The sequence below is a fragment of the Micromonospora sp. KC213 genome, assembly GCF_004348325.1.
Taxonomy (GTDB): domain Bacteria; phylum Actinomycetota; class Actinomycetes; order Mycobacteriales; family Micromonosporaceae; genus Micromonospora.
Window position 1 is genome coordinate 1 of sequence record NZ_SMKF01000087.1, and the last position, 23,831, is coordinate 23,831.

22 protein-coding genes and 1 pseudogene are annotated in these 23,831 nt (G+C 74.2%); 14 read left to right on the forward strand and 9 right to left on the reverse strand.

The window, feature by feature from the left end; all coding sequences use genetic code 11:
- The 6 genes and pseudogenes from E1166_RS18160 to E1166_RS18185 all read left to right on the forward strand — a co-directional run.
- Window positions 1-549: pseudogene (locus E1166_RS18160) on the forward strand (hypothetical protein); the annotation flags it as partial.
- The gene (locus E1166_RS18165) at window positions 549-1,406 is read left to right on the forward strand and encodes a fused MFS/spermidine synthase (protein ID WP_132340400.1); all 858 of its coding nucleotides are present in this window, start codon (window positions 549-551) and stop codon (window positions 1,404-1,406) included. The pseudogene E1166_RS18160 and the gene E1166_RS18165, both read left to right, overlap by 1 nt.
- 80 nt (window positions 1,407-1,486) lie before the next feature.
- A complete protein-coding gene (locus E1166_RS18170; RefSeq protein ID WP_132265419.1) occupies window positions 1,487-2,185 on the forward strand; it encodes a sigma-70 family RNA polymerase sigma factor in 699 nt (232 codons plus the stop codon).
- On the forward strand, window positions 2,182-2,970 hold the full coding sequence (locus tag E1166_RS18175) for a zf-HC2 domain-containing protein (RefSeq protein WP_132340402.1): 789 nt from the start codon (window positions 2,182-2,184) through the stop codon (window positions 2,968-2,970). The genes E1166_RS18170 and E1166_RS18175 overlap by 4 nt, the downstream gene beginning before the upstream one ends.
- 212 nt (window positions 2,971-3,182) lie before the next feature.
- Window positions 3,183-3,827: a hypothetical protein gene (locus E1166_RS18180; RefSeq protein ID WP_243706225.1), complete on the forward strand. Its 645-nt coding sequence runs from the start codon at window positions 3,183-3,185 to the stop codon at window positions 3,825-3,827.
- Between the two features lie 364 nt (window positions 3,828-4,191).
- On the forward strand, window positions 4,192-5,109 hold the full coding sequence (locus tag E1166_RS18185; RefSeq protein WP_132340404.1) for a DNA-3-methyladenine glycosylase 2 family protein: 918 nt from the start codon (window positions 4,192-4,194) through the stop codon (window positions 5,107-5,109).
- A gap of 22 nt (window positions 5,110-5,131) precedes the next feature.
- Here the strand turns inward: E1166_RS18185 and E1166_RS18190 are convergent, their stop codons facing one another.
- Together E1166_RS18190 and E1166_RS18195 are read right to left on the reverse strand one after the other, a co-directional pair.
- Window positions 5,132-5,635 (reverse strand): DUF1990 domain-containing protein, encoded by a 504-nt coding sequence (locus tag E1166_RS18190; RefSeq protein WP_132340406.1) that lies wholly within the window; start codon window positions 5,633-5,635, stop codon window positions 5,132-5,134.
- A gap of 106 nt (window positions 5,636-5,741) precedes the next feature.
- Window positions 5,742-5,951 carry a hypothetical protein gene (locus tag E1166_RS18195; RefSeq protein ID WP_132265429.1) on the reverse strand — a complete coding sequence of 70 codons (210 nt, stop codon included), beginning with the start codon at window positions 5,949-5,951 and terminating at the stop codon, window positions 5,742-5,744.
- 136 nt (window positions 5,952-6,087) lie between these two features.
- On the opposite strand from E1166_RS18195, the gene E1166_RS18200 reads away from it, so the two are divergent.
- Window positions 6,088-7,185 carry an ATP-dependent DNA ligase gene (locus E1166_RS18200; protein ID WP_132340408.1) on the forward strand — a complete coding sequence of 366 codons (1,098 nt, stop codon included), beginning with the start codon at window positions 6,088-6,090 and terminating at the stop codon, window positions 7,183-7,185.
- A gap of 55 nt (window positions 7,186-7,240) precedes the next feature.
- Window positions 7,241-8,797 carry an alpha/beta hydrolase gene (locus tag E1166_RS18205; RefSeq protein ID WP_243710416.1) on the forward strand — a complete coding sequence of 519 codons (1,557 nt, stop codon included), beginning with the start codon at window positions 7,241-7,243 and terminating at the stop codon, window positions 8,795-8,797.
- Between the two features lie 73 nt (window positions 8,798-8,870).
- On the opposite strand, the gene E1166_RS18210 is transcribed toward E1166_RS18205, so the two are convergent.
- The gene (locus tag E1166_RS18210; RefSeq protein WP_132340412.1) at window positions 8,871-10,178 is read right to left on the reverse strand and encodes a YncE family protein; all 1,308 of its coding nucleotides are present in this window, start codon (window positions 10,176-10,178) and stop codon (window positions 8,871-8,873) included.
- Between the two features lie 153 nt (window positions 10,179-10,331).
- Here E1166_RS18210 and E1166_RS18215 point away from each other — a divergent pair, with 153 nt between their 5' ends.
- Both E1166_RS18215 and E1166_RS18220 read left to right on the forward strand, forming a co-directional pair.
- Entirely contained in the window at window positions 10,332-11,501 is a 1,170-nt protein-coding gene (locus E1166_RS18215; RefSeq protein ID WP_132340413.1) for a helix-turn-helix domain-containing protein, read from the forward strand.
- 55 nt (window positions 11,502-11,556) lie between these two features.
- On the forward strand, window positions 11,557-12,033 hold the full coding sequence (locus E1166_RS18220) for a GNAT family N-acetyltransferase (protein WP_132340415.1): 477 nt from the start codon (window positions 11,557-11,559) through the stop codon (window positions 12,031-12,033).
- A 71-nt stretch (window positions 12,034-12,104) separates the two neighbouring features.
- Here the strand turns inward: E1166_RS18220 and E1166_RS18225 are convergent, their stop codons facing one another.
- From E1166_RS18225 to ligD, 5 genes are all read right to left on the reverse strand, one after another.
- Window positions 12,105-12,812, reverse strand: coding sequence for an ABC transporter ATP-binding protein (locus E1166_RS18225; protein ID WP_132340417.1), 708 nt, complete (start codon window positions 12,810-12,812; stop codon window positions 12,105-12,107).
- Window positions 12,809-13,801: an ABC transporter ATP-binding protein gene (locus E1166_RS18230; RefSeq protein WP_132340419.1), complete on the reverse strand. Its 993-nt coding sequence runs from the start codon at window positions 13,799-13,801 to the stop codon at window positions 12,809-12,811. The genes E1166_RS18225 and E1166_RS18230 overlap by 4 nt, the downstream gene beginning before the upstream one ends.
- 1 nt (window position 13,802) lies before the next feature.
- Entirely contained in the window at window positions 13,803-16,547 is a 2,745-nt protein-coding gene (locus E1166_RS18235; RefSeq protein ID WP_132340421.1) for an FtsX-like permease family protein, read from the reverse strand.
- Window positions 16,544-19,729, reverse strand: coding sequence for an FtsX-like permease family protein (locus E1166_RS18240; RefSeq protein WP_132340423.1), 3,186 nt, complete (start codon window positions 19,727-19,729; stop codon window positions 16,544-16,546). Before E1166_RS18240 ends, E1166_RS18235 begins: the two co-directional genes overlap by 4 nt.
- Before the next feature lie 188 nt (window positions 19,730-19,917).
- Window positions 19,918-20,943 carry a non-homologous end-joining DNA ligase gene (gene ligD, locus E1166_RS18245; RefSeq protein WP_132340425.1) on the reverse strand — a complete coding sequence of 342 codons (1,026 nt, stop codon included), beginning with the start codon at window positions 20,941-20,943 and terminating at the stop codon, window positions 19,918-19,920.
- Window positions 20,944-20,990: 47 nt separating this feature from the next.
- Between ligD and msrB the strand changes: the two genes are divergently transcribed.
- Complete coding sequence (msrB, locus tag E1166_RS18250) at window positions 20,991-21,401, forward strand: peptide-methionine (R)-S-oxide reductase MsrB (RefSeq protein WP_132340427.1); 411 nt, start codon at window positions 20,991-20,993, stop codon at window positions 21,399-21,401.
- A 40-nt stretch (window positions 21,402-21,441) separates the two neighbouring features.
- Here msrB and E1166_RS18255 read toward each other — a convergent pair whose 3' ends face one another.
- A complete protein-coding gene (locus E1166_RS18255; protein WP_132265458.1) occupies window positions 21,442-21,717 on the reverse strand; it encodes a glycoside hydrolase in 276 nt (91 codons plus the stop codon).
- Between the two features lie 155 nt (window positions 21,718-21,872).
- Between E1166_RS18255 and E1166_RS18260 the strand changes: the two genes are divergently transcribed.
- From E1166_RS18260 to E1166_RS18270, 3 genes are all read left to right on the forward strand, one after another.
- The gene (locus E1166_RS18260) at window positions 21,873-22,130 is read left to right on the forward strand and encodes a Prokaryotic metallothionein (RefSeq protein WP_132265460.1); all 258 of its coding nucleotides are present in this window, start codon (window positions 21,873-21,875) and stop codon (window positions 22,128-22,130) included.
- A gap of 408 nt (window positions 22,131-22,538) precedes the next feature.
- Window positions 22,539-22,991, forward strand: coding sequence for a GNAT family N-acetyltransferase (locus tag E1166_RS18265; protein WP_132340429.1), 453 nt, complete (start codon window positions 22,539-22,541; stop codon window positions 22,989-22,991).
- A gap of 121 nt (window positions 22,992-23,112) precedes the next feature.
- Window positions 23,113-23,831: lytic polysaccharide monooxygenase (locus E1166_RS18270; RefSeq protein WP_165944369.1), on the forward strand; the 719-nt coding region annotated here is incomplete at its 3' end.

Sequence of the window (23,831 nt, forward strand, 5' to 3'; positions counted from 1 at the left end):
GGTGAGCTGAGCAAGCTGCCCGCCGCCGTGCAGGCGCCGCTGACCGCGCTGGAGGTGGAGGTCTCCGACGCCGCCCGCGTCGACGGTGACCTGCTGGTGGTGGACGGTCCGCTGCGGGCCCGCCGGCAACTGCCGCGCACCCTCGGGTACATCAAGACCCAGCACAGTCAGTACCTCGACGCCCGGCTGACCTCGGTGGTGACCGGACTGCGTCCGGGTGAGCGGTCGCCGGTGTTCCGGCTGGGCACGGCTTGGGGCGGCTGGTCCTGGTACCTCCGCCTCCCGGTGTCGCCAGGGGCGCCGTGGGCCGGCATCGTCCGGTTGGAGTGCTCGGCCGAGCTGCCGCCGGAGGAGGCGGTCGGGCTGGCCGACCTGTCGCTGATCACCCTGCCCCGGTTCGCCTCGTCGCCGTACAAGGACCCGCGGGCGCCGCAGAACCTGGTGCCGATCGCGGGGTTGGAGCGGCGGCTGCGCGCGCTGCTGGGCGACGCCCGGCTGCTGCACCGGGCGCTGAGCATGGCGACCCGCGTCCGCGGGCCGCACCGCTGATGGGCCGCCGTCGCGGCGACGACCGGGTCGTCGCGCCGGTCGACACCGGCCGGGCCGAGCTGGTGCCGGACCGGGACCGTCCCGGCTCGTGGACGTTGCTGCTGGACGGCGCGCCGCAGTCGCACGTGGACCTGACCGACCCGACCCACCTGGAGTTCGAGTACGTCCGCCGGTTCGGCGCGGCGCTGGACCTGCTCGCCTCACCCGGCACCCCGCTGCGGGTGCTGCACCTGGGCGGTGGCGCGTTGACCCTGCCCCGGTACGTGCAGGCCACCCGCCCCGGTTCGGTTCAGCGGGTGTCCGAGGTGGACGGCGCGTTGGTCGAACTGGTCCGCCGGGTGCTGCCCTGGCCCGCTGATCCCCGGCTGCGGGTACGGGTCGCCGACGCCCGCGCCACCCTCACCGCCAGCCGGGACGGCGCGTACGACGTGGTGGTCGCCGACGTGTTCGCCGGTGCCCGCACCCCCGCCCACCTGACCAGCGTCGAGTACGCCGCCGAGGTGGCCCGGGTGCTGGCCCCGTCGGGCTGGTACCTGGCGAACCTCGCCGACGGTCCGCCGCTGCGGCACGCCCGCGCCCAGGTCGCCACGGTCCGTACGGTGCTGCCGCATGCCTGCCTGGTGGGTGACGCGGCGGTGCTGCGCGGGCGGCGTTACGGCAACCTGGTGCTGGTGGCCGGCCGGATGCCGCCGCCGGTGCCGGAGTTGACGCGGCGGGCCGCCGGGGACTGGTTCCCCGGCCGGGTGCTGGCCGGCCCGGAACTGGAGCGGTTCACCGGCGGGGCCGTGGTCGTCCACGACGCCACCGCCACCGACTCCACGCCACCGCCGCCGGGAATTTTTTCGGTACCTCGTTGATCCGCCGGCTGCTGTGGCCCGTATCTTGGGTCGGCCCTCCCCGTGGGCCCGCTGATGTCACAGGACAGCAGGAGGTCTGCATGAGTGCGGTCGCGGTCGGTCTGCACGGCCAGATGGCCAGGCCGGGGTGGATGTTCGCCCAGGCCCAGCCCCAGTCCCGTGCCTCACGGTCGACCCGAGGGGTCGACGCCGGCCCCACCGGCCGCCAGCACGGTCCGGTAACGCCACGACCGGCCCCCGGGAGGCACCAGGCGGTGTCCCCTGAGGCCAGTCACTCCGACCAGCTCATCCGGTTGTTGTACGCCGAACACGCCGGGCCACTGCTGATGTTCGTGATGCGGTTGACCGGCGGTGACCGGCAACGCGCCGAGGACATCGTGCAGGAGACGCTGCTGCGGGCCTGGCGCAACGCGCACCGGCTGGGTGCCCAGGGCCAGGGCTCGCTACGCCCCTGGCTGGTGACGGTGGCCCGGCGGATCGCGATCGACGAGCACCGCAGTGAGCAGGCCCGGCCGGCCGAGACGTACGACCGGGACCTGACCGCGTTCGCCGAGGCGGACAGCACCGACCGGGTGCTACGCACGATGACGGTGGCGGACGCCCTGCGTACGCTGAGCCAGTCGCACCGGGAGATCCTGGTGGCGACGTACTTCCGGGGCCGGACGGTGCCGGAGGCCGCGGAGGAGCTGGGTCTGCCGCTCGGCACCGCCAAGTCGCGGGTCTACTACGCGCTGCGCGCACTGCGCACGGCCCTGCAGGAAAGGGGGGTGACGGAATGAGCCGGGCTGACCACATGGACGTCGCCGCGTACGCGCTCGGCGTACTGGACCCGCAGGACACCGAACGGTTCGAGGAGCACCTCGCGACCTGCTGGGCCTGCGCCGCCGAACTGGAGACCATGGTGCCCGTGGTGGGCCTGCTCTCCGACATCGACGGCGAGACGATGATGGCGATGGAGCACACCGCGACGGATCCGGCGCTGCTGGACCGTACCCTGGTCGCGGTGCGGACCCACCGGCGGCGCGCGCGGATGCGTCAGGTGCTGTCGATGGCCGCCGCGGTGGTGGCGGTCGGGGCGCTCAGCGGCATCGGCGTGAGCGTTCTCGACGGCGACAAGGGCAAAGAGGTGGTCGCCGGCCCGTCGCAGTCCACGCCCTCGGTGCCCGGGCCGCAGAGCCCGCAGCCGACCCGTTCCGCCCCCGGTCCCGGGGTGGGTGGGCCCAACGACATTCCGGGCGAGCAGTACGACGCGGTCGACAGCGGCACCGGCGTACGGGCCACGATGTGGCTGGCCAACAAGGAGTACGGCACCTGGATCGGGTTCAACCTGACCAAGCTGCCCGGTCCGCGTACCTGCCGGCTGGTGGTGATCCGCAAGAACGACACCAGCGAGGTGGTCTCCACCTGGGCGGTGCCGGGCACCGGGTACGGCACGAACACCAATCCGCAGGACCTGCAGTTGGAGGCATCCACCGCGGCGGCGAAGAACGACATCGCGAAGTTGCAGGTGCAGTCGGTGGACGCGAACGGGGTGGCGAGTCCGCTGGTGACCGTCGTTCCCTGACGTCCGCCCGTAGGAAACGGCGTCGACCGCCCGGTCGACGCCGTTTCGGCGTTTCGCGGCTCGGAGCGCTGGTTGTGGCGGTACACGCACGGACGCCCAGATCGGTTCAACGACTTTTTGTGAAATGGCTCACTGCCATTCGTTCAACCTTGACACCGACCCCTCCGTACTACTCGGTGAACTGCCAAGAATGAGGAGGGCACGTGGCACAGATGAAGCGATCCGTCATCGTCGCGAGCGCGATGGTCGCACTTACGGCCTGCGCTCCGGCGGGCTACGAAGGGGCGAACACCGGCGCCGCCGAGCCGGTCGCCGTCGCCGCGGCCGAGCCCACCGCAGCGGTCGAGCCGGCAGCCTCCGCCGTGCCCGAGGCGTCCAGCGTCCCGGGGGTGTCCGCCTCGCCCGGCGCACCCGGTGAACAGCCCCCGCTCCCCGCCGACGTACAGCTGACCGACACGCTCGTCGGCAAGAGCGTGGCCCGAATGGGCAAGGTCGTCACCGACCAGGACGGCTACATCCTCTACCGGTTCGACAAGGACTCCGACAACCCGCCGTCGTCGAACTGCGTCGACAAGTGCGCCGCGGTGTGGCCGCCCGCGCTGACCGACGGCAACCCGCAGCTGGAGGGCGTCTCCGACGACAAGGTCGGCACCGTCACCCGCCAGGACGGCACCCGCCAGATCACCATCGGCGGCTGGCCGGTCTACAAGTACATCGGTGACAAGAAGCCCGGCCAGTGGAAGGGCCAGGGCGTCGGTGGCAGCTGGTTCGTGATCCAGCCGAACGGCAAGAAGAACCTCGAGTGCATGCCGACCGGCACCCCGAAGGCGGTCGAGCCGCCGGCCGGCAGCTACTGACCGACCGCCTATCAAGACGCGGTGGCCGGCGGCAGCCGGGGAGGGCGCGGCCGGCCACCGTCACAGATCCGGACGTCGGCGTACCGGCAGCGCCGGACGGCCCGGTCGTGGCGCCGGCCCATCGGGGCCGGCGCCACGGTTTCTCTCCGCCGCAGCCCTCCCCCACGGTTCCCCGGGGAGCGGACACGGGTGGCGTGCGTGCCGACGCCAGCAGGCACGCCGTCGAGGTCCCCCAACCCCGCACCCACGGCCGCCACGCGGCCGGTCCGCCCCTCGGGATGGAGACACCGCCGACGCGCAGGGCGTCGGCGGTGTCGTCCTGTCCGGGCGTCATCCGCCCCGCACGCCGTGGCAGGGTGTGCGGGTGACCTCGACCGAACCCACCGCCCGCCGGGTGCTGCGTGCACCGGCGGAACACCGGCTGGCAGCCACCGTCCGGGCACTCACCTTCAGCCCGTACGACCCCTGCGCGCGGATCGTCTCGGGCGTCTTCTGGTACGCCAGCCGCACCCCCGCCGGCCCGGCCACCCTGACGCTGCGCGCGGACGGCGACGGGCTGATCGCCGAGGCGTACGGTCCGGGGGCCGCCTGGATCGTCGACCGGGCCGACGCGATCGCCGGGCTCCGGGACGACGTCGCCGGCTTCGCCGAGCTGGCCGCCGCGCATCCGGTGGTGGCCCGGTTGGCCGCCCGACACCGCGGGCTGCGGATGCCGGCCACCGGGCAGCTCTTCCCCCGGGTGCTGCGAGCGGTTCTGGAGCAGAAGGTGACCGGCAAGGAGGCGTACCGGGCGTACGCGGCGACGGTGCGGCACTTCGGCGAGCCGGCACCGGGGCCGGTGCCGCTGCTGCTGCCGCCCACGCCGGAGGCGGTGGCCGCCGCGCCGTACTGGGTCTTCCATCCGTTCGGTGTGGAGCAGCGCCGCGCCGACACGTTGCGCCGCGCCGCCGCCCTCGCCGACCGGCTGGAACGCTGCGCGGACAGCGCCGAGGCGACCCGCCGGTTGACCGCCGTCCCGGGCATCGGCGCGTGGACCGCCGCCGAGGTGGTCCGGGTGACCTACGGCGACCCGGACGCGGTCAGCGTCGGCGACTACCACGTGCCGCACACGGTCGCCTGGGCGCTGGCCGGCGAGGCGCGCGGCGACGACGCCCGGATGCTGGCCCTGCTGGAGCCGTTCCGGGGTCACCGGGGCCGGGTCTGCCTGCTGCTGGCCGCGGCCGGGATCCACGCGCCGAGGTTCGGGCCGAGGATGCCGATCCGCTCCTTCGCCCGCTTCTGACCGGTTCCGGCGGACGGGCTGGTCAGCGGCGGGCGCAGAGGAGGCGCAGAGTGCGGGCGAGCCAGTGGGCGTACCCGTGCTGGACGGCCCGGCCGAGGGGCCCGGCGGCCCGGATGAACCAGACTGCCGGCCGGCTGAACGCGGTCACCTCAAACCAGACCGCGCCGGTGTCGTCCCGGGTCACCAGGAATGCCTCCTCGCCCTGCTCGGGGTGGCCGGGCAGGGTGCCGTAGCCGAAGCCGGCCCGGCGCTCGCCGGACTCGACCCAGACCACCTCGCACGGCCCCCAGATCCGCAGCGGCCCCAGCCCGAGGCCGGGAGTGACCCGGACGCCCGGGGCGGCGCGGGGCGCGTCGGTGCGCATCCGCACCCCGGCGGCCCGGTGCAGCCGCCAGGTCAGCACCGCCTCGGCGGCGGTGGCGAAGCAGCCGTCGGGCAGCCGGTACCGGTGCCGCAGGTGGTGCCATCCCGTCGGGAGCGTGGTCGCCCGGGTCGCACCCACCTGCGAGTAGGTCAGCTCGGACACCCGTCCAGCCTAGGGCCCTCGAACGATGGCGGCTGGGCGACCCGACACGCCGGAGCTGCTACCGCTGAGCCGCCAACGATCAGGGCTTATCGGCGGGCGGCGCGGCTCAGCCGGCCTCGCGCAGGTCGGCCAGGTCGATCGCGGTGTACCGGCGCAGCAGGTCCGTCAGCTCGGCCACGCTGCCCACCTCGCCGAGGACGTTCTTGCCGCCGCCGAAGCGGGCCGGGTAGCGGTGCACCAGGCGGTAGCGGTACCGGCCACGGACCAGCTCGACGGTCACCTCGAACCGCCCGCAGCAGCCGCACCTCCACACCACCCGGCGACGGTAGCTCTGAGCTGCGCAAACGCGACCCACGCGGCGGTGACGGGCGGACCCGTACGGGGACACGCCGGACAGGTGCCGGGGGTGATCCGCCTCACCACTGTCGGTGCCGTCTGGTTGACTGGTCGCCGTGGACCTGCCGATCAATCCGCCGGTCGAGCCGATGCTGGCCAAGAGTGTGGCCCGACTGCCCACCGAGCCCGGCCTGACGTACGAGCCGAAGTGGGACGGTTTCCGGTGCATCGTGTTCCGCGACGGCGACGAGGTCGAGCTGGCCAGCCGGGGCGGCAAGTCGATGACCCGCTACTTCCCCGAGGTGGTCGAGCAGGCTCGGCGGCAGCTGCCCGCCCGGTGCGCGGTCGACGGCGAGCTGATCGTGATCCGCCGCGACGGCCCCGGCGGTCAGCCCCGGCTCGACTTCGAACTGCTCGCCCAGCGTGTCCACCCGGCCGTCTCCCGGGTGCGGCTGCTCGCCGAGACGACCCCGGCCGACTTCGTCGCCTTCGACCTGTTGGCGATCGACGACGAGCTGCTCACCGGACAGCCCTATCCGGTACGCCGGGTCCGGTTGGAGCAGGCCCTCGCGCAGGTCCGCCCGCCGGTGCACGTCACCCAGGTCACCACCGACGCGGAGACGGCCCGCCGGTGGTTCGAGGTGTTCGAGGGCGCCGGGCTGGACGGGTTGATCATCAAGCCGGCCGACCTGCCGTACGAGCCGGGCAAGCGGCTGATGAGCAAGGTCAAGCACGCCCGCACCGCCGACGTGGTGGTGGCCGGTTTCCGCTGGCACAAGTCGGGGCCGGTGGTCGGCTCGCTGCTGCTGGGCCTCTACGACGACGCCGGGGTGCTGCACCACGTCGGCGTGAGCGCCTCGTTCACCATGGCCCGCCGGCAGGAGCTGCTGACGGAACTGGCCCCCTACCGGGACGTGGGCGACGACCACCCGTGGGTGCACGGCGACCACGAGCGTGGCCAGCGGATCCCCGGCGGGGTGAGCCGGTGGACCGGCACGAAGAACCTGGAGTGGGAGCCGCTGCGCCCGGAGCTGGTGGTCGAGGTGGCGTACGACGCGATGGAGGGTGACCGGTTCCGGCACACCGCCCGGTTCGTCCGCTGGCGGCCCGACCGCGATCCGCGTTCCTGCCGGTACGACCAGCTCGACCGGCCGGTGCGCTTCGACGTCGACCAGGTGCTGCGGGGTGACCCGGCGGCGGCCGGGCCGGCGTAGCCTGGCCCGGACAAACGATCACGGAGGCTCGCTGGTGACCCGCACTTCCCACCGGATCCGTCGGGTCCGGCTCACCCTGGCCGGGCTCGTCTCGGGCGCGCTGCTCGCCGCCGGCTGCACGCTGCCGGCGTTCGTCCCGCGCGCTGCGGACGAGGCGGCGGCGCCTGGTGCCGCGCCGGCCTGGCGGGCCTGCCCCGAGGTCGCGCAGGACCTGGTCGGTCGGGGAGCGCGCGACATGCGGTACGAGTGTGCTCGGATCAGCGTCCCCCGGAACTGGGGCGCCGGTGCCGGCGCGACCGCCGGGCCGGGCAGCGGGGAGACCTTCGAGATCGCGTTGCTGCGGGCCCGCTCGACCCGGCAGCGGGAGCGGATCGGTTCGCTGGTGGTCAACCCGGGCGGACCCGGCGGCTCCGGGGTGGACACCGCAGTCTACCTCTCCTTCGGGCCGTCCTTCGGCGGGCTGCCCGCCTCGATCACCGAGCGGTTCGACATCGTGGGCTTCGACCCGCGCGGGGTGTCCCGGTCCAGCCCCGTCGAGTGCATTCCCGACGCCGACCTCGACGCCAACTTCGGCTTCGACCCGGATCCGGCCAGCCAGCAGTCCTTCGACAGCTACCGCTTTCTGCAGCAACGGATCGGGCGCGGCTGCGGCGAGAGGTACGGCGACCAGCTCCCGCTCTACGGCACCGCCCAGGCCGCGCGGGACATGGACGCCGTCCGGGCCGCGGTCGGCGACGAGAAGCTGACCTACCTCGGCTATTCCTACGGCACCCTGCTCGGCGCCACGTACGCCCAGCTCTACCCCCGCAACGTCCGGGCGATGGTGCTCGACGGCGCGGTCGACCCGCAACAGCGGCTGATCGAGGGCTCGGAGAGCCAGGCCAGGGGCTTCGAGCGGGCCTTCGGCAATTTCGCCCGGTGGTGCGCGGCCAACGCCGGCCGCTGCCCGCTGGCCCCGGACGCCCGGGCCGCCGTGACCACGGCGGTCGACAAGGCGAAGGTCTCCCCGGTGCGGGGCGCCGACGGCCGGGAGGCGACCTCGGGCTGGGTCTTCTACGCGGTCATCTCCTCGCTCTACACCGAGTCGGGCTGGGAGAAGCTGGCCAGGGCCGTCGACGAACTGGAGGCCGGCGATCCGAGCGAGGTGTTCGCGCTCGCCGACGCGTACACGGGTCGGGGCGAGGACGGCCGCTATTCCAATCTCTTCGACGCCAACCTGACCATCAACTGCGCGGACGAGACGGAACGGCCGGGCATCGACCGGATCCGGGCGTTGCAGTCGCGGTGGCGCCAGCAGTACCCGCTGTTCGGTCCGGCTCTCGCGGTGGGGATGCTGGGCTGCGCCGAGTGGCCGGGCCAGCCGGCCCCGTACCCGGCGGGCCGGGCGAACGGGGCGCCGCCGATCGTGGTGGTCGGCACCACCGGGGATCCGGCCACCCCGTACGAGCAGACCGCGCGGCTGGCCGCGATGCTCGGGGTGGGCCGGATCCTGACCTGGGAGGGTGAGGGGCACACCGCCTACCCGCAGACGGCCTGCGTCACCAGCGCGGTGGACGCGTACCTCGTCTCGCTGACGGTGCCCCGGGAAGGGCTGCGCTGCCCGGCCCGGTGACCGCCCACCCGGGCCGCGAGCGGCCACCGGGGGACGGTGCGACCCACCGGCCCGGGCACGGCCGCTCGCGCGCTCAGCTGGCCGGTGGGGCCGTCCAGTCGGCCGGGATGCGAGCCAGGCGGACCCGCTGCGGATGGTCGCCGACGGGCACGCTGGCCACCTTCTGGCCGGTGGCGAAGTTGATGGCGGTGACCCGGTCGGCGCCGGCCTCGGAGATCACGCAGTCCCGGCCGTCGGAGCTGACGGTGGCCCAGTACGGCTTGCTCGCGGTCACCAGTGGCCCCTGGCGGAGGGTGGCCCGGTCCACGATGGTGGCGTAGTCGTCCATGGTGCCGGCCACGCAGAGCTTGGCCCCGTCGGGGCTGATCGACATGCCGTGGTGCCGAGAGTCGTTCACCCAGGTCGTCCGGTCCTCGCTGGTGGCCGGGTTCTTCGGCAGCTCCCGGACCCGGGTGATCCGGTCGCCGGCCACGTCGTACTCGATGACGCCGTGGAAGAAGGAGACCTGGAAGTAGAGGGTGCGCTCGTCCGGGGCGAAGACGGCGGGGCGCACGGCGTCGGAGAGGTCGCTGCGCCCCGCCGCGTCGAGGCGCTGCCGCATGTCGATCACCTTCACCACCTCGAAGGTGCGGGTGTCGGCGATGGTGATGCGGCGGTCGCCCTTGGTCCAGTCGAGCCAGGGCTCGTCCAGCGCGGTGTTCACCTCGCCGATGGACATGTTCCACAGGTAGCGTCCGCCGTCGGTGAAGATGTTCTCGTGCGGCTTGTCGCCGGTGGCGAAGGAGCCGACCTGCCGGCCGGTGACGATGTCCAGCACGTGCACCTTGTTGCCGGTGGAGGCGGAGACGGCCACCCGGGTGCCGTCGGGGGATACCGCCATGTGGTCGGAACGGAAACCGGAGACCGGGAACCGCCAGTTGATCTTCCCGGTGGTCAGGTCGATCGAGACCACGTCGGCGAAGCTGGGTCGGGACACCACCAGGGCACGACCGTCGGGGGTGGTGTACATGTCGTCGACCAACTGGTCGTTGCCCTCTCCGGGGCCCTGCCGGATGCCGAGGAAGAACGCCAGCTTGATCGGATTGAGGTAGATCTCCCGAAGCCGTTCGGCCCGGTCGGGGACGACGTTGATCCGCCCCAGTCGGGCGTAGTCGCCCCTGGGGCGGATGACGTCGGCGGTGCCCTCCCAGTTGTTGCCGACGAACATCACCTCCTGCAAGGCGGCGGTCGGCGCGGCGAGCACGGGGGCCGATGCGGCGGCGGTGGGCGCACCCACCGCAGCGGTGGGGACGGCGGCGACGGCGAGCGCGGTGAGCGCGCCGAGGACCGCACGCCGGCGACGCAGGGACGGCGGTACGGGGACGGGCGGTACGGGTGCCATGGACCCCTCCTGGAAAACCGGGTACGACATCGACGCCGATCGGTGTTACCTTTCGGTAACAAGAAGGAGACCAACCGGCCCGACGTCCCGGATAGGCGTTGGAGGCCAAATAAACGGACGTCGGTTGTGGCCCGACGACAACCGGAGGCAGCGATGACGACGGTCGACACCGGACCGGCCGCCTCCTTCGACGCCCTGCTGCGCAGTCTGGTCACCGATCCGGCCGCCATCGAGGAGGTGGCAGGCGCGGCCCGGGCGCACTCCCCCGAGGTGTCCCGGCTTCCGCCGGCGGAGGTCCGCCGCCAGGTCACCACCCTGCTGCGCTGCAGCCTCACCGCCCTGCAGGACCGGGTCGAGCCCGGCGAGCGGGACTTCGCCGAGGCGCGCCGGCTGGGCGCCGACCGGGCCACTCAGGGAATGTCCGTCAGCGGGTTGCTGCGCGGCGTGCAGGCCGGCCGGGACCGGGCGGTGGAACTGGTGATCCGGCACGGCCGCAGTGCGGGCATCCCCGACGAGGTGCTGCTGGACGGGCTGATCACCATCGGCCGGTACGCCGCGGCGTTGGAACACGCCGTGGTCGACGGCCACCGCGACGCCGAACGGGACCTGGCTCGGGCCGGGCACGAACCACGGACCCGGCTGGTGCGCCGGCTGCTGCTCGGTGGACCGGTGACGCCGACGGCCGAGGAACTGACCCGGTTCGGGCTGCGCGCCGACGGGTCGTACCACTGCCTGGTGGCCGGCAGTGTCGACCCGGTCCGGGCCGACGGGCTGGCCGGCCGGCTCGCCCGGCACGGCGCCGTCGTCGGCATGGTCGAGGACCGGCTGGCCGGCCTGACCCCCCGGCTGCCGCCAGCGGACCGGCTCGATCCGACGGCCCTGTTGGTCGCCGCGCCCGCCGGCCCGCTGGATCGCGCGCCGCGGATGTACGGCCTCTGCCTGGCCGCCCTGCGGGTGGCGGCCGGCCAGGGCCGGCGTGGGCTGTACGACGTGACGGAGCTGGCCGGGGAGACCGCCCTGGCCGCCCAGCCGGCACTGGCGGAGCTGCTCGGCGACACCCTGCTGGCGGCATTGGACCCGGTGGACGGGTTCCACCGGGAGCTGGTCTCGACCGCGCTGACCTGGCTGGACCACGGGCAACGGCTGGACCGGGCCGGCGCCGCGCTGCACGTGCACCCGAACACCGTCCGGTACCGGCTGCGCCGGTTGCGGGAGCTCACCGGTTTCCCGGCGTCTGCGGTCGGGGAGGGCGCCGACGGCTGGCCGGTGGTGGAGATCCTGCGCTGGTGGTGGGCGCTGCGTAGTTGGCGGGACCGCCGGTGAGCGTCGGCGTCCGGTCCGCTTCGGCCTTCCCAGCCCGCTGTGGCAGGCTGCGACCATGGCTGACGTGATCTTCCGGGAGGCGGTCCGATCGGACCTGCCCACCATCATCGCCCTGCTCGCCGACGACGTGCTCGGCAGCACCCGCGACATTCCTGAGGTCGACGAGGCGTACGAGCGGGCGTTCGCGGACATCGCGGCAGATCCGCGCAACCAGCAGATGGTCGCGGAACGGGCCGGCGAGGTCGTCGGCTGCCTCCAGATCACCTACATTCCCGGGCTGGGCCGGCACGGCGCCGAGCGGGCCCTGGTCGAGTCGGTACGGGTCCGCTCCGATCTGCGCGGGCAGGGGCTGGGCCGGTTGTTCATGCAGTGGGCGATCGACCAGGCCCGCCGGCGGGGCTGCGCCCTGGTGCAGCTCACCAGCGACAAGTCCCGCGCCGACGCTCACCGCTTCTACCGCACCCTGGGCTTCGCCCCCACCCACGACGGCTTCAAGCTCGCTCTCCCCCGCCAGTCTCCCCCTCCCCGCTAGCGTCGGTCACGAAGCTGGCGGGCGACATTCCGGACAGTCGGTCAGCCAACCTCATGATCAACCCACCGAGGTCACTCCGGAACGAGGTGGCCGTCACGGAGAGTGAGGGTACGGTCCGCCAGCTCGATCAGGGCCGGATCGTGCGTGGCGACCAGTGCGGTCATGCCCCGGGCGTGCACCACCGCGCGCAACAGGTCCATGATGGACCGCCCGGTCTCCGAGTCGAGCTGGCCGGTCGGCTCGTCGGCGATCAGCAGGTCCGGCTCGTTCGCCAGCGCCCGGGCCACCGCCACGCGCTGCTGCTGCCCGCCGGAGAGCTCGTACGGCCGCTGCGCCGCGTGCCCGCCCAACCCGACCAGCTCCAGCAACACCGCGACCCGCTCCTCCCGCTGCACCGCCGGCACCCGGGCCAGGCGCAGCGGCACCCCGACGTTCTCCGCCGCCGACAGGATCGGCACCAGCCCGAACGTCTGGAACACGAAGCCCACCGTGCCCCGCCGCAGTCGCAGCAGCTCGGCCTCGCTGGCGGCGGTCACGTCCTGCCCCGCCACCCGCACCCGGCCGCTGTCCGGCCGGTCCAGCCCGCCGACGAGGTTCAGCAGCGTGGTCTTGCCGGCGCCGGAGCGGCCCCGCACCGCCACCAGCTCACCCCGGCCGGCGCGGAACGACACGTCCCGCACCGCGTGCACCGCCTGCGCGCCCCGGCCGAAGGTCCGGCTCACCCCCTGCACGCAGACCACCTCGTCGGCGGCCGGACCGGCCGCGCTCCGCTGGCTCATGAGTCACTCCGTTCCGTGCCGGCATCACCCGGACGCACCCGCACGTGGTCCGGTTCGAGGGTGAGGCGCACCCGGTCGCGCAGCGACAGGGCGTCCACGAAGGCCGCCGGCAGTTGCATGCGCCCGGCCCGGTCGAGTACCGCGTACTCCTCGCTGACCAGCTCGGCGTTGCCGTCGGCACCGATCCGCGCGGTCCGGCGTACCTCGGAGCTGGTCCGGCCGTCGCGGATCGCGACGGTCCGGCGGACCTGCGTGGCCACGGCCTGGTCGTGGGTGACCACCACGATGGTCACGCCCAACTCGGCGTTGATGGCGCGCAGCGCCGCGAACACCTCCGCCCCGGTGGCCTCGTCCAGTTCGCCGGTCGGCTCGTCGGCGAAGAGCACCTCCGGATCGTTCGCCACCGCCACGGCGATCGCGCACCGCTGCTGCTCACCACCGCTGAGCTGGCTGGGCCGGCGGTCCGCGCAGTGCCCCACCCCGACCATCTCCAGCAGCTCCCCGGCCTGTTCCCGCCGGGCCCGACGCCCACCGGCACGGCCGGCCAACTGCATCGGCAGCTCGACGTTCTCCCGCGCGGTCAGGTACGGCAGCAGGTTCCGGCCGGTCTGCTGCCAGACGAAGCCGGCCACCTTCCGCCGGTAGCTCAACCGTCGCCGGTGCGACAGGGTGAGCAGGTCATAGTCGGCCACCCGGGCGATCCCGGCGGTCGGGGTGTCCAGCCCGGAGAGGATGTTCAGCAGAGTCGACTTCCCCGACCCGGACGCCCCGACGATCGCCACCAACTCCCCCCGGTCGATGACCAGGTCCAACCCCTGGAGGGCGACCACCTCGACGCCCTCGGTCTTGAAGATGCGGACCAGGCCGTCGCAGACGATGTGGCCGCGCAGGCGGTCCCGCCCACCGGCCCGCTCGGCGGCGCGCCGCGCAGCCCGCCGTTGCAGCTGGGCCAGGTCCGGCACGCCGGCGCTCTCGGCGGTCGCGGTCATCTCAGCTCTCCTCTCCGAGCCGGAGCACCTCACCGAGGCGCATCCGGCGGTTGTTCACGGCCTCGACCGCGAGGGCGAAGGCGAGGGCCAGCACCGCCAGCCCGAGCACCCCGGCCAGCAGCCCCGGTGCGACGTGGACGGTGACCGGCACGCCGCCGGTGAACGCGGACAACCCCAGCACCGGATTGAGCAGCTCCGGCAACAGGACGCCGACCGCCGCCCCGGTCAGCACCGACACCAGCACCAGCGGAAGCAGCTCCACCAGCAGCAGGCCCCGCCACTGCCGGCGGGACAACCCCATCGTGCGCAGCCGGGACAGCACCTGGGCCCGCCCCCGCGCCCCGGCCAGCACGGCGAAGGCCAGCGCCAGCAGGCCCAGCACCGCACCGCCGACCCCGCCGGTGGCGAACCCGAAGACGAGCAGACCGTTCACGCCGCTGCCACCAAGCCGGTTCCGCTCCGCCGTCCAGGTGGTCACGGTCGGCGGCACCGGACGCCGCCCCGCGCTCACCACACCGCTGCGCTGGTACCGGTCCTGCCCCTCCTCGGCGACCCGAGCCACCGCTGCCGGGTCGACCGGTCCGCCAGAGGCCAGCAGGAAGCCGGTCGGTGCCAGCGGATGCGGGCCGTCGGCCGGCAGCGCCGGCCAGGGCAGCACCAGGAACCGGTCGGTGCCGGCCGGCACCAGCGGGAAGTGCCGCACCATACCGGCGACCCGGAACGGCAACCGGTTGCCCTGCACGTCCACCCAGCCGGGCCGGCGGCCCGCCGGGTCGGCCAGCGCCGTCTCGGTGAGGGCGGCGGCGACCTCCGGCGACGCCAGCGCCGGCAGGGAGGCCGCCCGGTCGCCGCGCAGCACCCCCGGCACGGCCACGTCGAGCCCCGAGCGCCGCGCCACCTCCGCGAACCCCGCCGGCTCCACCAGCAGCACGTACGCCTCACCGGCCCCGCCGGGACGACCCTGGACGTCGGCGTACGGCCGCTGACCGGGTTCGGCCAGCACCGAACTGACCGCCCGCACCCCGGGCAGGGCCGCCAGCGCCGCCGCCGTGTCCGGGGCGAACCGCTCCCCGGCGACCACCGCGTCGGCCGGCACCGCGCGGGTCACGGCCCGGTCCCGGCCGTGCTCGATGCCGCCGGCCACCGCCCCGCAGAACGCCGCGGTGGCGACCGCCAGCACGACCACCACCAGCGGCGCGACCGCCCCGGCCCGCGAGGCCCGGGCCGTGCCGAGGAAAGCCACCGCACCGCGCGCCCGCCCGGCCCAGCGGTTGACCAGCCGCAACGGCCACGGGTACGCGCGCAGCGCCAGCATCGCGGCGGCCACCGCCAGCAGCACCGGCACCGACACCAGCAGCGGATCGACCGGGCCGCCGAGGGCCAGCCCACGCCGGCGCAACAGGAACGCGCCGAGCCCGGCCAGTCCGACCAGGGTGACGTCGACGGTCAGCCGGCCGGAGCCGCCGGCCGACCGGAACAGGTCCCGCCGACCGCTGCCGCGCCGGTCGGCCAGCACCATCGCCGGTAACGCCACCGTGGCCAGCACCGTGGCAGCCACGGCCGGCCCGACGGCCGCCGCGGGCGTGCCACCTGCGATCGGGTCGGTGGGGAAGAGGCCGCCGAGCAGCCAGCCCACCCCGGCGGCGGCCGGCACCACCAGGACCGACTCGGCCAGCCCGCGCCGCAGCAGGGTGGTCACCGAGCCGCCACGGGCGCGCAGCAGCTGGTACTCGTCACGGCGGCGACGCACCGCCAGCCGGGCGGCCAGCACAGCCAGCCCGGCAAGCGTGGCGAGCACCCCGGCCGTGATGACGGCGAGCAGGGTACGGGCGGCGGCGAGCGCGGCGGCGTACTGCCGTAACGGAATGTCGACGCCCTGGGTGAACTCCAGCCCGGCCGGTTTCCGCCGCTCCACCTCGGCGAGACCGGCCACCAGCGCGTCGAGCCGCCCGGGGGCGAGCCGCCCCGGGTCCAGCCGGTACCGGTAGGCGGCGACGACCGGCCAGCCGGCCGCCGCCCGGTCGTCGAGGCTCGCCGGGTCGGTCAGTCCGATCAGTTGGAACGGCTCGCCCTCACCCACCGGTGGGGTGAGCCGCAGCGCCGAGGGCAGCGCGTCCCACAACCCGCCCGCCGGGTCGGTCGGGCGGAACACGCCGACCACCGCCACGCCGGTGGCGGCCACCTGGTCGCCGCCGGGTGTGCGCAGGGCCGCCCGCAGCCGGCTGCCGGCGCGTACGCCGAGGGCGCGGGCCACCGGCTCGGCCAGCACGACCTCCACGGCCGCCGCCCGCTCGGCCGCCTGCCCGGGCCACCGGCCCTCGACCAGGGTGGCCGCCCCGGTCAGTCCGGTGGTGGTCCGTAGGCGCAGGTCGAACAGCCCCTTGTCGCCGGTGAGTTCGGGGCCGGTGAGCCGGCTGAAGGTGGTGTCGGCGGTGTACCACCGTTCGGCGAGCACCTCCCGCACCGCGTCGGGCATCGCCGCCGCCAGGGTGTCCAGCTCACGCTGGTGCAGCTCGGTGGAACCCGCCGACCCGTACGACCGGCCGTCGGCCGTGCTCGTGTAGTGCAGGTCCCGCCGTACGCCGGGCAGGTCGGCCAGCTGCGTCCGCAGGCCCTGCCCGGCGAGCCGTTCCGCCATTCGGGGTACGCCCGTCACCAGCACCGCGGTCACCAGCACGAGCACCGCCAGGAGCAGGAAGTGGCCACCGTGGGCGCGGACCCGCCGCGCCACCGCCAGCACGCTCATCGCTCTCCCCCGATCCGGACCTGCACCGCCGCGAGCCGCTGCCGCAAACCGGTGGTGAGCATCGCGCTGCACACGAGGGCGGCGGCCAGCAAGCCCGCCGCGGTGAGCCCGATCGGTGTCCACGGCACGGTGAAGGCGGCCTCCGGCACGGGCCGCCCGGCGGCCGGCGTGAGGATCACCAGCGGGGCCATGGTGGCGCCGACCGCGGCTCCGACCAGCAGGCCGACCGCGACGCCGATCCCGGCCAGGAAGGTCTGTTCGGCGAGCAGCGCGCGGGTCAGCAACGGCGGCCCGGCCCCCAGGGTGTGCAGCACCGCCAGTTCGCCGATGCGGCGTCGGCCGGTGGCCCAGACGTCCACCGCGAGGCCGACCAGGGCGAGTAGGACCGACCCGAGGGCGGCGGCGAGCAGCCCGGTGCGGGCACCCCGCCAGTACGGGTCCCGGGCTGCCGCCTCCGCGGTTGCCCACCGGTCCAGCACGGTCACGTCGGGCAGGTGGCCCACCGCGGTCGCGGCGTCGGCGTGCCGGTCCGGGTCGGTACGCAGCCACCACTCCGGCACCGGACGGACGGCGGCCCGGTGCCGTACCAGCCATTCCACGGCGGCCGGCAGGTCGACCAACATCGCGCCCGGGGCGTTGTGGGCGCCCGGCACCCCGCGCAGCTGGCCGACCACCCGCACGGGCAGGGACGCGCCGGAGAGGGCCAGCGGCACCACGTCCCCGACCCGGACGTCGAGGGCGGCCAGCACCGCCGGCGTGACCAGTGCCGGCACCGCGTCGATCCGGCCGGCCGGGACGACCGCGAAGCGGACGGTGGGCTGGTTGGCGAACGGCCCACCCTCGACCATCGTCACCGGCACCTCCACGTCGACGCCGCCGGCCGTGACACCCCGGGTGGCGGCCGGTTCGTCCGACGCGGTGCCCAGCAGGGCCCAGTCACCGGTCAGCGCCACCGGACGCGCCGCGCCACCGGCGTCCTCGACGCGCAGCTGGTCGACCTGGAGCCGGTAGCCACTGGCCGCCGCGTCGCCCGCGTCGAGCTGGAAGCCGGCCAGCCGCAGCGGCGGCCCGGTGGGCAGCGCCACCGCGAACCGGACCGCCCGGGGGGCCGCCGAATCGGTGGTGGCCAGCGGCAGCCGCAGGGCCAGCCCGTCGGCGCCGGTCAGCAGCGCCGTGACCTCGATGGACTGCGCGGCGACCGGGTGGCGGACCGGGGTGCGCACGGTGCCGGTGAGCCGCCGGGCGTCGGCCGGGAGGGCTACCCCGCCCGGGGTGGGCCGGTCCCGGACCATCCGGGCGAGCAGTTCACGCGGTGGTTCGTCGGCCAGCCGGTCGGCGATCCGGGCCACGTCGGCGGCGGCCGCCGCGTCCAGCGCGAGCACGGAGGTGGACAGGGTGGTACGCCCCAGCCGCACCTCGTCCCGCCACGCCGGCAGCACCCGCGCCACCCCGGGTACGTCGGCCAGCCGGGCGGCGCGGTCAGCCGGCGCGTCGCCGCGGCGTTCGGCCACCCGCAGGTCCGCGCCGACCTGATGGTCGGCCTGGTCGATGTGCGACCGTTCCCAGGTGCTCACCAGCGACCAGGCCAGCGTGCTGGCGCCCACGGCGAGCGCGAGCAGCAGCACCGGACCGGCGTGCGGGCGCCGGCCGGCCTGCCACATGCCGAACATGGTCGCCGTCCACGGTCGGCGGTCGACGAGCCGCTCGGCGAACCGGGTGGCCGGTGGCAGCAGCCGCAACGCGAGTACCGCACCGGCCAGCACGCCGAGGGTGGGGGCGACGGCGAGCAGCGGGTCGATGCCCAGCTGGCTGCCCGCCCCGGCCAGCGGCGACGCGTGCTGCCGAAGTTGGGTCCAGGCGAGCAGGGCGAGCAGCACCAGCGCCAGGTCGACGCCGGCCCGCTGCACGGTGGCGGCCCGGGTGGGGCGGGATCGGGCGGCCAGGTCCGCGACGTAGCTGCCCGCCCGGCGCAGGGCCGGCAGCACCATGGCGAGCAGGCAGCCGACGGTGGCGGCGAGCGCGACCGTCCACACCGCGCCGGTACGGGTGCCGGTCAGCCCTCCGGCGCCGCCGACCTGCCGCAACGCCAGGTCGGCCAGGGGCGGCGCGAGCAGCGCGGCCGGCAGCACCACCAGCATCGCCTCCCGTACGGCCAGACCGGCGAGCTGCCCGCGGGCGGCACCCCGCGCGCGCAGCAGGGCGGTCTGCCCGCGGCGGTCCTCGTTGAGCAGGGCGGCCACCAGCAGCAGCGCGTAACCGCCGAGGACCACGATCAGCAGCAGCGGAGTGAGCAACGCCGAGCGGCCCACCAGGTCGGCCCGGCCGAGCCGGTCGATCAGCCGGTCCAGCCCGGTCACGCTCTGCGCGGACGAGCCGAGGCCCGCCTCCTCGGGTACCTGCACCAGGGCGGCGGCCACCGCCTGCTTGACGACCGGCAGCCGGCTCGGTGCGACCTCGGTGAGGTTCGGCTCGGCCAGCCAGGAGATCGAGGTGGAGCCGGGGAAGGTGTGGGCGAAGTCGGCCGGGTCGAGGACGAACGGCCCGTATGAGCTGCGGTCGCTCTCCTCGGCGCCGACCGCTGCCGGGGCGAGTTGCCAGTAGGCGTCGCCCGGGTCGCGGGGCCGGAACACCCCGGCGACCACTACCTCGGCGGCCTGACCGGAACGGCGGTCGGTCATCGGTACCCGGGTGCCGGCGGTGAGCCGCAGCGCGCCGGCCACCCGCTCCGGCACGGCGACCTGCGCGGGGCTCGCGCCGGCGGTCGGCCAGCCGCCGGCGACGAGGTCGGCGTGGGCGGGCAGGCCGTCGAGGGTGGCCAGGTCGGCGAAGACCGGCTCGTCGTCGGTCCGGGCGGTGCCGAGCTCGCCGGTGAGTTCCCGGCCGGTGCCGTGGCGGGCGGCGGACACGGTGACCGCCGCCCCGCCCAGCCCGTCGGCGAACCACCGGCGCACCGTCGCGTCCCGGGCCGCGGACTCAGCCGCGTCCCGCCCTCCGGAACCGCTGATCAGCAGGCTCCGCTCGGCGGCCGGCGCGGCGGCCAGCATGGCCCGCTGGCCGGCTTCGATCGCCTGCCGGCTGTAGTCGGAGAGCCCGGTGACCAGCGCGACAGCGACCAGGGCGGCGCTCGCCGCAGCCAGCAGCAACCCCCACGCCGCGCGGGCCCGCCGCCACACCAGCTTCATCCGATGCCTCCCCCGTGCGCCCCGGTCGGGGCCGACGACAAAACAAAGGGGGTACGCGCGGAAGAAGGTTCGCAGCCTTTATGTGATCGTTATCAACCGCTGGCCGACGGGCTCTGAGCCCTAGCTTCCAGCCGTCAGCTCCGGCCGGTGCTCCCGGATCGGTTCGTGGGGCGGGCGGCGGTGACCGTTCAGCGCGGGCGGTCGCGGTCCTTGGAGGGCTGGACCCGCTTCGGTTCGCCGGGCATCTTCGGGTGGTCCGGCGGGTACGGCAGGTCACCCTGGCCGTCGGCGGCGTCCCGGTCGGCCCATTCCAACAGTGGGGTGATGTCGTACGGGATGTCGTCGATGCCGGCGTGCGGGTCGCCCCGCTCGGCCAGCCGCACCGGCACGGTACGCAGGTCGAAGTCGTCCGGGTCGACGTCGGGCAGCTCGTCCCAGGTGACCGGGGTGGAGACAGTGGCCCGGGCGTTGGCCCGCAGCGAGTACGCGCAGGCGATGGTGCGGTCCCGGGCCATCTGGTTGTAGTCCACGAAGACCCGCTGCCCGCGTTCCTCCTTCCACCAGGCGGTGGTGACCAGCTCGGGGCGGCGGCGGGCCAGCTCGCGGGCCAACGCGATGGTGGCCCGGCGCACCTCGGTGAACGTCCAGCGGGGCGCGATGCGCAGGTACACGTGTACGCCCCGCCCGCCGGAGGTCTTCGGCCAGCCGACCGCGCCCAGCTCGGCCAGCAGGGCCCGCAGCTCGCCGGCGGCGGCCACCGCGTCGGCGAAGTCGGTGCCCGGCTGCGGGTCGAGGTCGATGCGCAGTTCGTCGGGGCGGTCGACGTCGGCGGCGCGCACCGGCCACGGATGGAACACGATGGTGCCCATCTGCGCGGCCCAGGCGACGTGGGCGAGGTCCGCCGGGCAGAGCTCGTCGGCGCTGCGCCCGCTGGGGAAGCTGATCTTCGCCGTCCGCACCCAGGGCGGCACCCCTCGGGTGGGCACCCGCTTCTGGAAGAACATCTCTCCCTCCACGCCGTCGGGAAAGCGCTGGAGCGTGGTGGGGCGGTCGCGCAGGGCGCGCAGGATGCCGTCGCCCACGGCTCGGTAGTAGCCGAAGACGTCAGCTTTGGTGAAGCCACGCTGCGGGAAGATGACCCGGTCGGGGCTGGTCAGCCGGACGGTGTGCCCGGCCACCTCGATCTCCGTCACCGACGCCTTCGTGCTGCCCATTCCGCGACCATATGCGACACCTGCGACATGCGGCGTACCGTTGACGGGTGAGTCCTGACGACAACGAGTTGCCTCGCACCGAGGACGAGTGGCGGGTCCGGTTGAGCCCGGAGGAGTTCCGGGTGCTGCGCGAGGCCGGCACCGAGCCCCCGTGGACGGGCGAGTACGTGGACACCAAGACCCCCGGTGTCTACCACTGCCGGGCCTGCGGGGCGGCGTTGTTCCGCAGTGCCGACAAGTTCGACTCGCACTGCGGGTGGCCGAGCTTCGACGACGCCATCCCGGGCGCGGTTCGCGAGATTCCCGACCACACCCTCGGCATGAGGCGTACCGAGATCCGCTGCGCCCGCTGCGACAGCCACCTCGGGCACGTCTTCGAGGGCGAGGGGTTCACCCCGAAGGACACCCGGCACTGCGTCAACTCGGTGTCGATCCGGCTGGCGCCGGCCGAGGGCTGAGACGCCGGGCCGGCGCGGTTCCGGTGCCGGCACGAGTCGATCAGAGCAGCAGCAGGCTGCCGTCGGCGTCCACCTGGTCGGCGGACTCGTCGTCGAGCCAGACACCCCCGGTGGCCAGGTAACGGAAGCGGTGGCGGCCCGGGCCGAGCTTCACCGTCACCGTACGGGTTCCGTCGCGACGGGCCACCAGCTCGTGCCGCCCGGGCTGCCAGTCGTTGAACGAGCCCACCACGCTGACCACGCCGGGCGGCACGTCCCGGGGCAGGCAGAAGGTGACCCGGGTCTGGTTGCCGAAGAGTCTGTTTCGCTTGATCACGAGCCCTCCCGGGGTAGCGGCGTTCCACCAGGCCCAACGCGCGACACGCGGAGGCCGAAACGCCGACCGGCCGGATCGGCTCACGGCATTTCGCCCCCGGCCACCCCACCCTTGCCGCACCCTGGGAGCAGATGTCCTGATTCGGGGGGTTCGACGTGGCTACCTGTGGGGTCTGCGGCAACGACTACTGGATGGCGTTCGAGGTGCGCACGGTCAGCGGGGAGGTGCACACCTTCGACTGCTTTGAGTGCGCGGCGCACAAGCTGGCGCCGATCTGCGAGCACTGCCAGGTCAAGATCCTTGGCCACGGCGTCGAGGTCGGCGGCCGGTTCTTCTGCTGCGCGCACTGCGCCCGCAGCGAGGAGGAGCAGGGCGTCGAGATCCGCGACGCGGTGGGCGCCCGCCCCGCCTGAGCCGACCGAGCGGGACCAGGCGACGGTTCAGCGCCGCCGACCGATGGCAGGCAGGCTCGCTCCCCGCTACGAACCTGAGTACGTCAATGGATCAGGCGGCAAGCGTGGCACGGGCATACCTGACGGGAGTCCACCCGACCAACACGACACGACAGCGATCGTGGGCTTGTGGTGGCGACGGCGGGCTTGTGGTGAGGCGCTGGGCTCGCGCTGACCGATCCGATCCGTTCAAGCACTCACCTTCGTAGCGTCTGAACCGCTCCCCTGCAGTCCACTCGGCACACCGCGCGGTCCCCTGGTCGCCGAGGGCCACCGGCCGATCCACCTCTGCCCAGGCGGCCGCAGCCGAACGGACCCGCCAGACAGCCGAACCGACGCCCGGGACCGGTCGACGCCTACGATCGCGGGATGCCGCAGCCGACCCTGCACGTCGCCGCCTTCGCCGACCTGGGCGCCCGCACCCTGTACGACCTGCTCCGGCTACGGGTCGACGTGTTCGTGGTGGAGCAGGCGTGCCCGTACCCGGAACTGGACGGCCGGGACGTCGAGGACGGCACCCGGCACCTCTGGCTGGCCGCCGACGACGCCGTGCTGGCGTACCTGAGGATCCTGGCCGAACCGGACGGCCCGGCACGGATCGGCCGCGTCGTGGTCGCGGCGACAGCGCGCGGCGCGGGTCACGCCGGCCGGCTGATGACCGAGGCGCTGCGGCTGGTCGGCGACCGGCCGTGCCTGCTGGAGGCGCAGGCCCACCTGGCCCACCTCTACGCCCGGTACGGCTTCACCGGCACCGGCCCGGAGTACGTCGAGGACGGCATTCCGCACCTGCCGATGCGCCGCGACGCACATATTGACAGGTGACATTTTCCTGTGGAAACCTGCGGAGCAGAGCCGTCGCGGGAGCCACGCAACGGAACTCGGGAGGGGCAACTCCCGACCGTCCGGGCGTCGTCGATCGATCCAAATCCCCCCGGAGGCTCCATTGTCCACGCTCCTCCGCAGACGGCCGCTGCCGGTGATGGCGGTCCTGCTCGCCGTCGGCGCGGTCGTCGCCATGCTGCTCGCCACCGCCCTGACCGGGCCCGCGTCCGCGCACGGCTCGGTGGTAGACCCGGCGTCCCGCAACTACGGCTGCCTGCAACGCTGGGGCAGCGACCACATGAACCCCCGGATGGCCACCGAAGACCCGATGTGCTGGCAGGCCTGGCAGGCCGAGCCGGCCGCGATGTGGAACTGGAACGGCCTGTTCCGCGAGGGCGTCGCCGGCAACCACCAGGGCGCCATCCCCGACGGCCAACTGTGCAGCGCCGGGCGCAGCAACAGCGGACGCTACAACGCGCTGGACGCCGTCGGCGCGTGGAAGACCACGCCGGTGTCGAACAGCTTCCGGGTCAGGCTGTTCGACCAGGCCAGCCACGGCGCCGACTACATCCGGGTGTACGTGACCAAGCAGGGATTCAACGCCCTGTCCAAGCCGCTGGCCTGGAACGATTTGGAACTGGTCGGCCAGATCGGCGACACCCCGGCGTCCCAATGGACCCGCGAGAGCGGGGGCGTGTCCATCCAGATCCCGGCCAACGCCCCGGGCCGCACCGGCCGGCACATCGTCTACACCATCTGGCAGGCCAGCCACCTGGACCAGTCGTACTACCTGTGCAGCGACGTCGAGTTCGGCGGCGGGCCGAGCACCCCGCCCACCAC

Coding starts and splice junctions, on each gene's coding strand:
- E1166_RS18240 (WP_132340423.1), bottom strand. CDS start 19,729: ATGAAGCTGGTGTGGCGGCGGGCCCGCGCGGCGTGGGGGTTGCTGCTG.
- ligD (WP_132340425.1), bottom strand. CDS start 20,943: ATGGGCAGCACGAAGGCGTCGGTGACGGAGATCGAGGTGGCCGGGCAC.
- E1166_RS18230 (WP_132340419.1), bottom strand. CDS start 13,801: ATGACCGCGACCGCCGAGAGCGCCGGCGTGCCGGACCTGGCCCAGCTG.
- E1166_RS18235 (WP_132340421.1), bottom strand. CDS start 16,547: ATGAGCGTGCTGGCGGTGGCGCGGCGGGTCCGCGCCCACGGTGGCCAC.
- E1166_RS18165 (WP_132340400.1), top strand. CDS start 549: ATGGGCCGCCGTCGCGGCGACGACCGGGTCGTCGCGCCGGTCGACACC.
- E1166_RS18170 (WP_132265419.1), top strand. CDS start 1,487: ATGAGTGCGGTCGCGGTCGGTCTGCACGGCCAGATGGCCAGGCCGGGG.
- E1166_RS18175 (WP_132340402.1), top strand. CDS start 2,182: ATGAGCCGGGCTGACCACATGGACGTCGCCGCGTACGCGCTCGGCGTA.
- E1166_RS18210 (WP_132340412.1), bottom strand. CDS start 10,178: ATGGCACCCGTACCGCCCGTCCCCGTACCGCCGTCCCTGCGTCGCCGG.
- E1166_RS18220 (WP_132340415.1), top strand. CDS start 11,557: ATGGCTGACGTGATCTTCCGGGAGGCGGTCCGATCGGACCTGCCCACC.
- E1166_RS18225 (WP_132340417.1), bottom strand. CDS start 12,812: ATGAGCCAGCGGAGCGCGGCCGGTCCGGCCGCCGACGAGGTGGTCTGC.
- E1166_RS18180 (WP_243706225.1), top strand. CDS start 3,183: ATGAAGCGATCCGTCATCGTCGCGAGCGCGATGGTCGCACTTACGGCC.
- E1166_RS18215 (WP_132340413.1), top strand. CDS start 10,332: ATGACGACGGTCGACACCGGACCGGCCGCCTCCTTCGACGCCCTGCTG.
- E1166_RS18265 (WP_132340429.1), top strand. CDS start 22,539: ATGCCGCAGCCGACCCTGCACGTCGCCGCCTTCGCCGACCTGGGCGCC.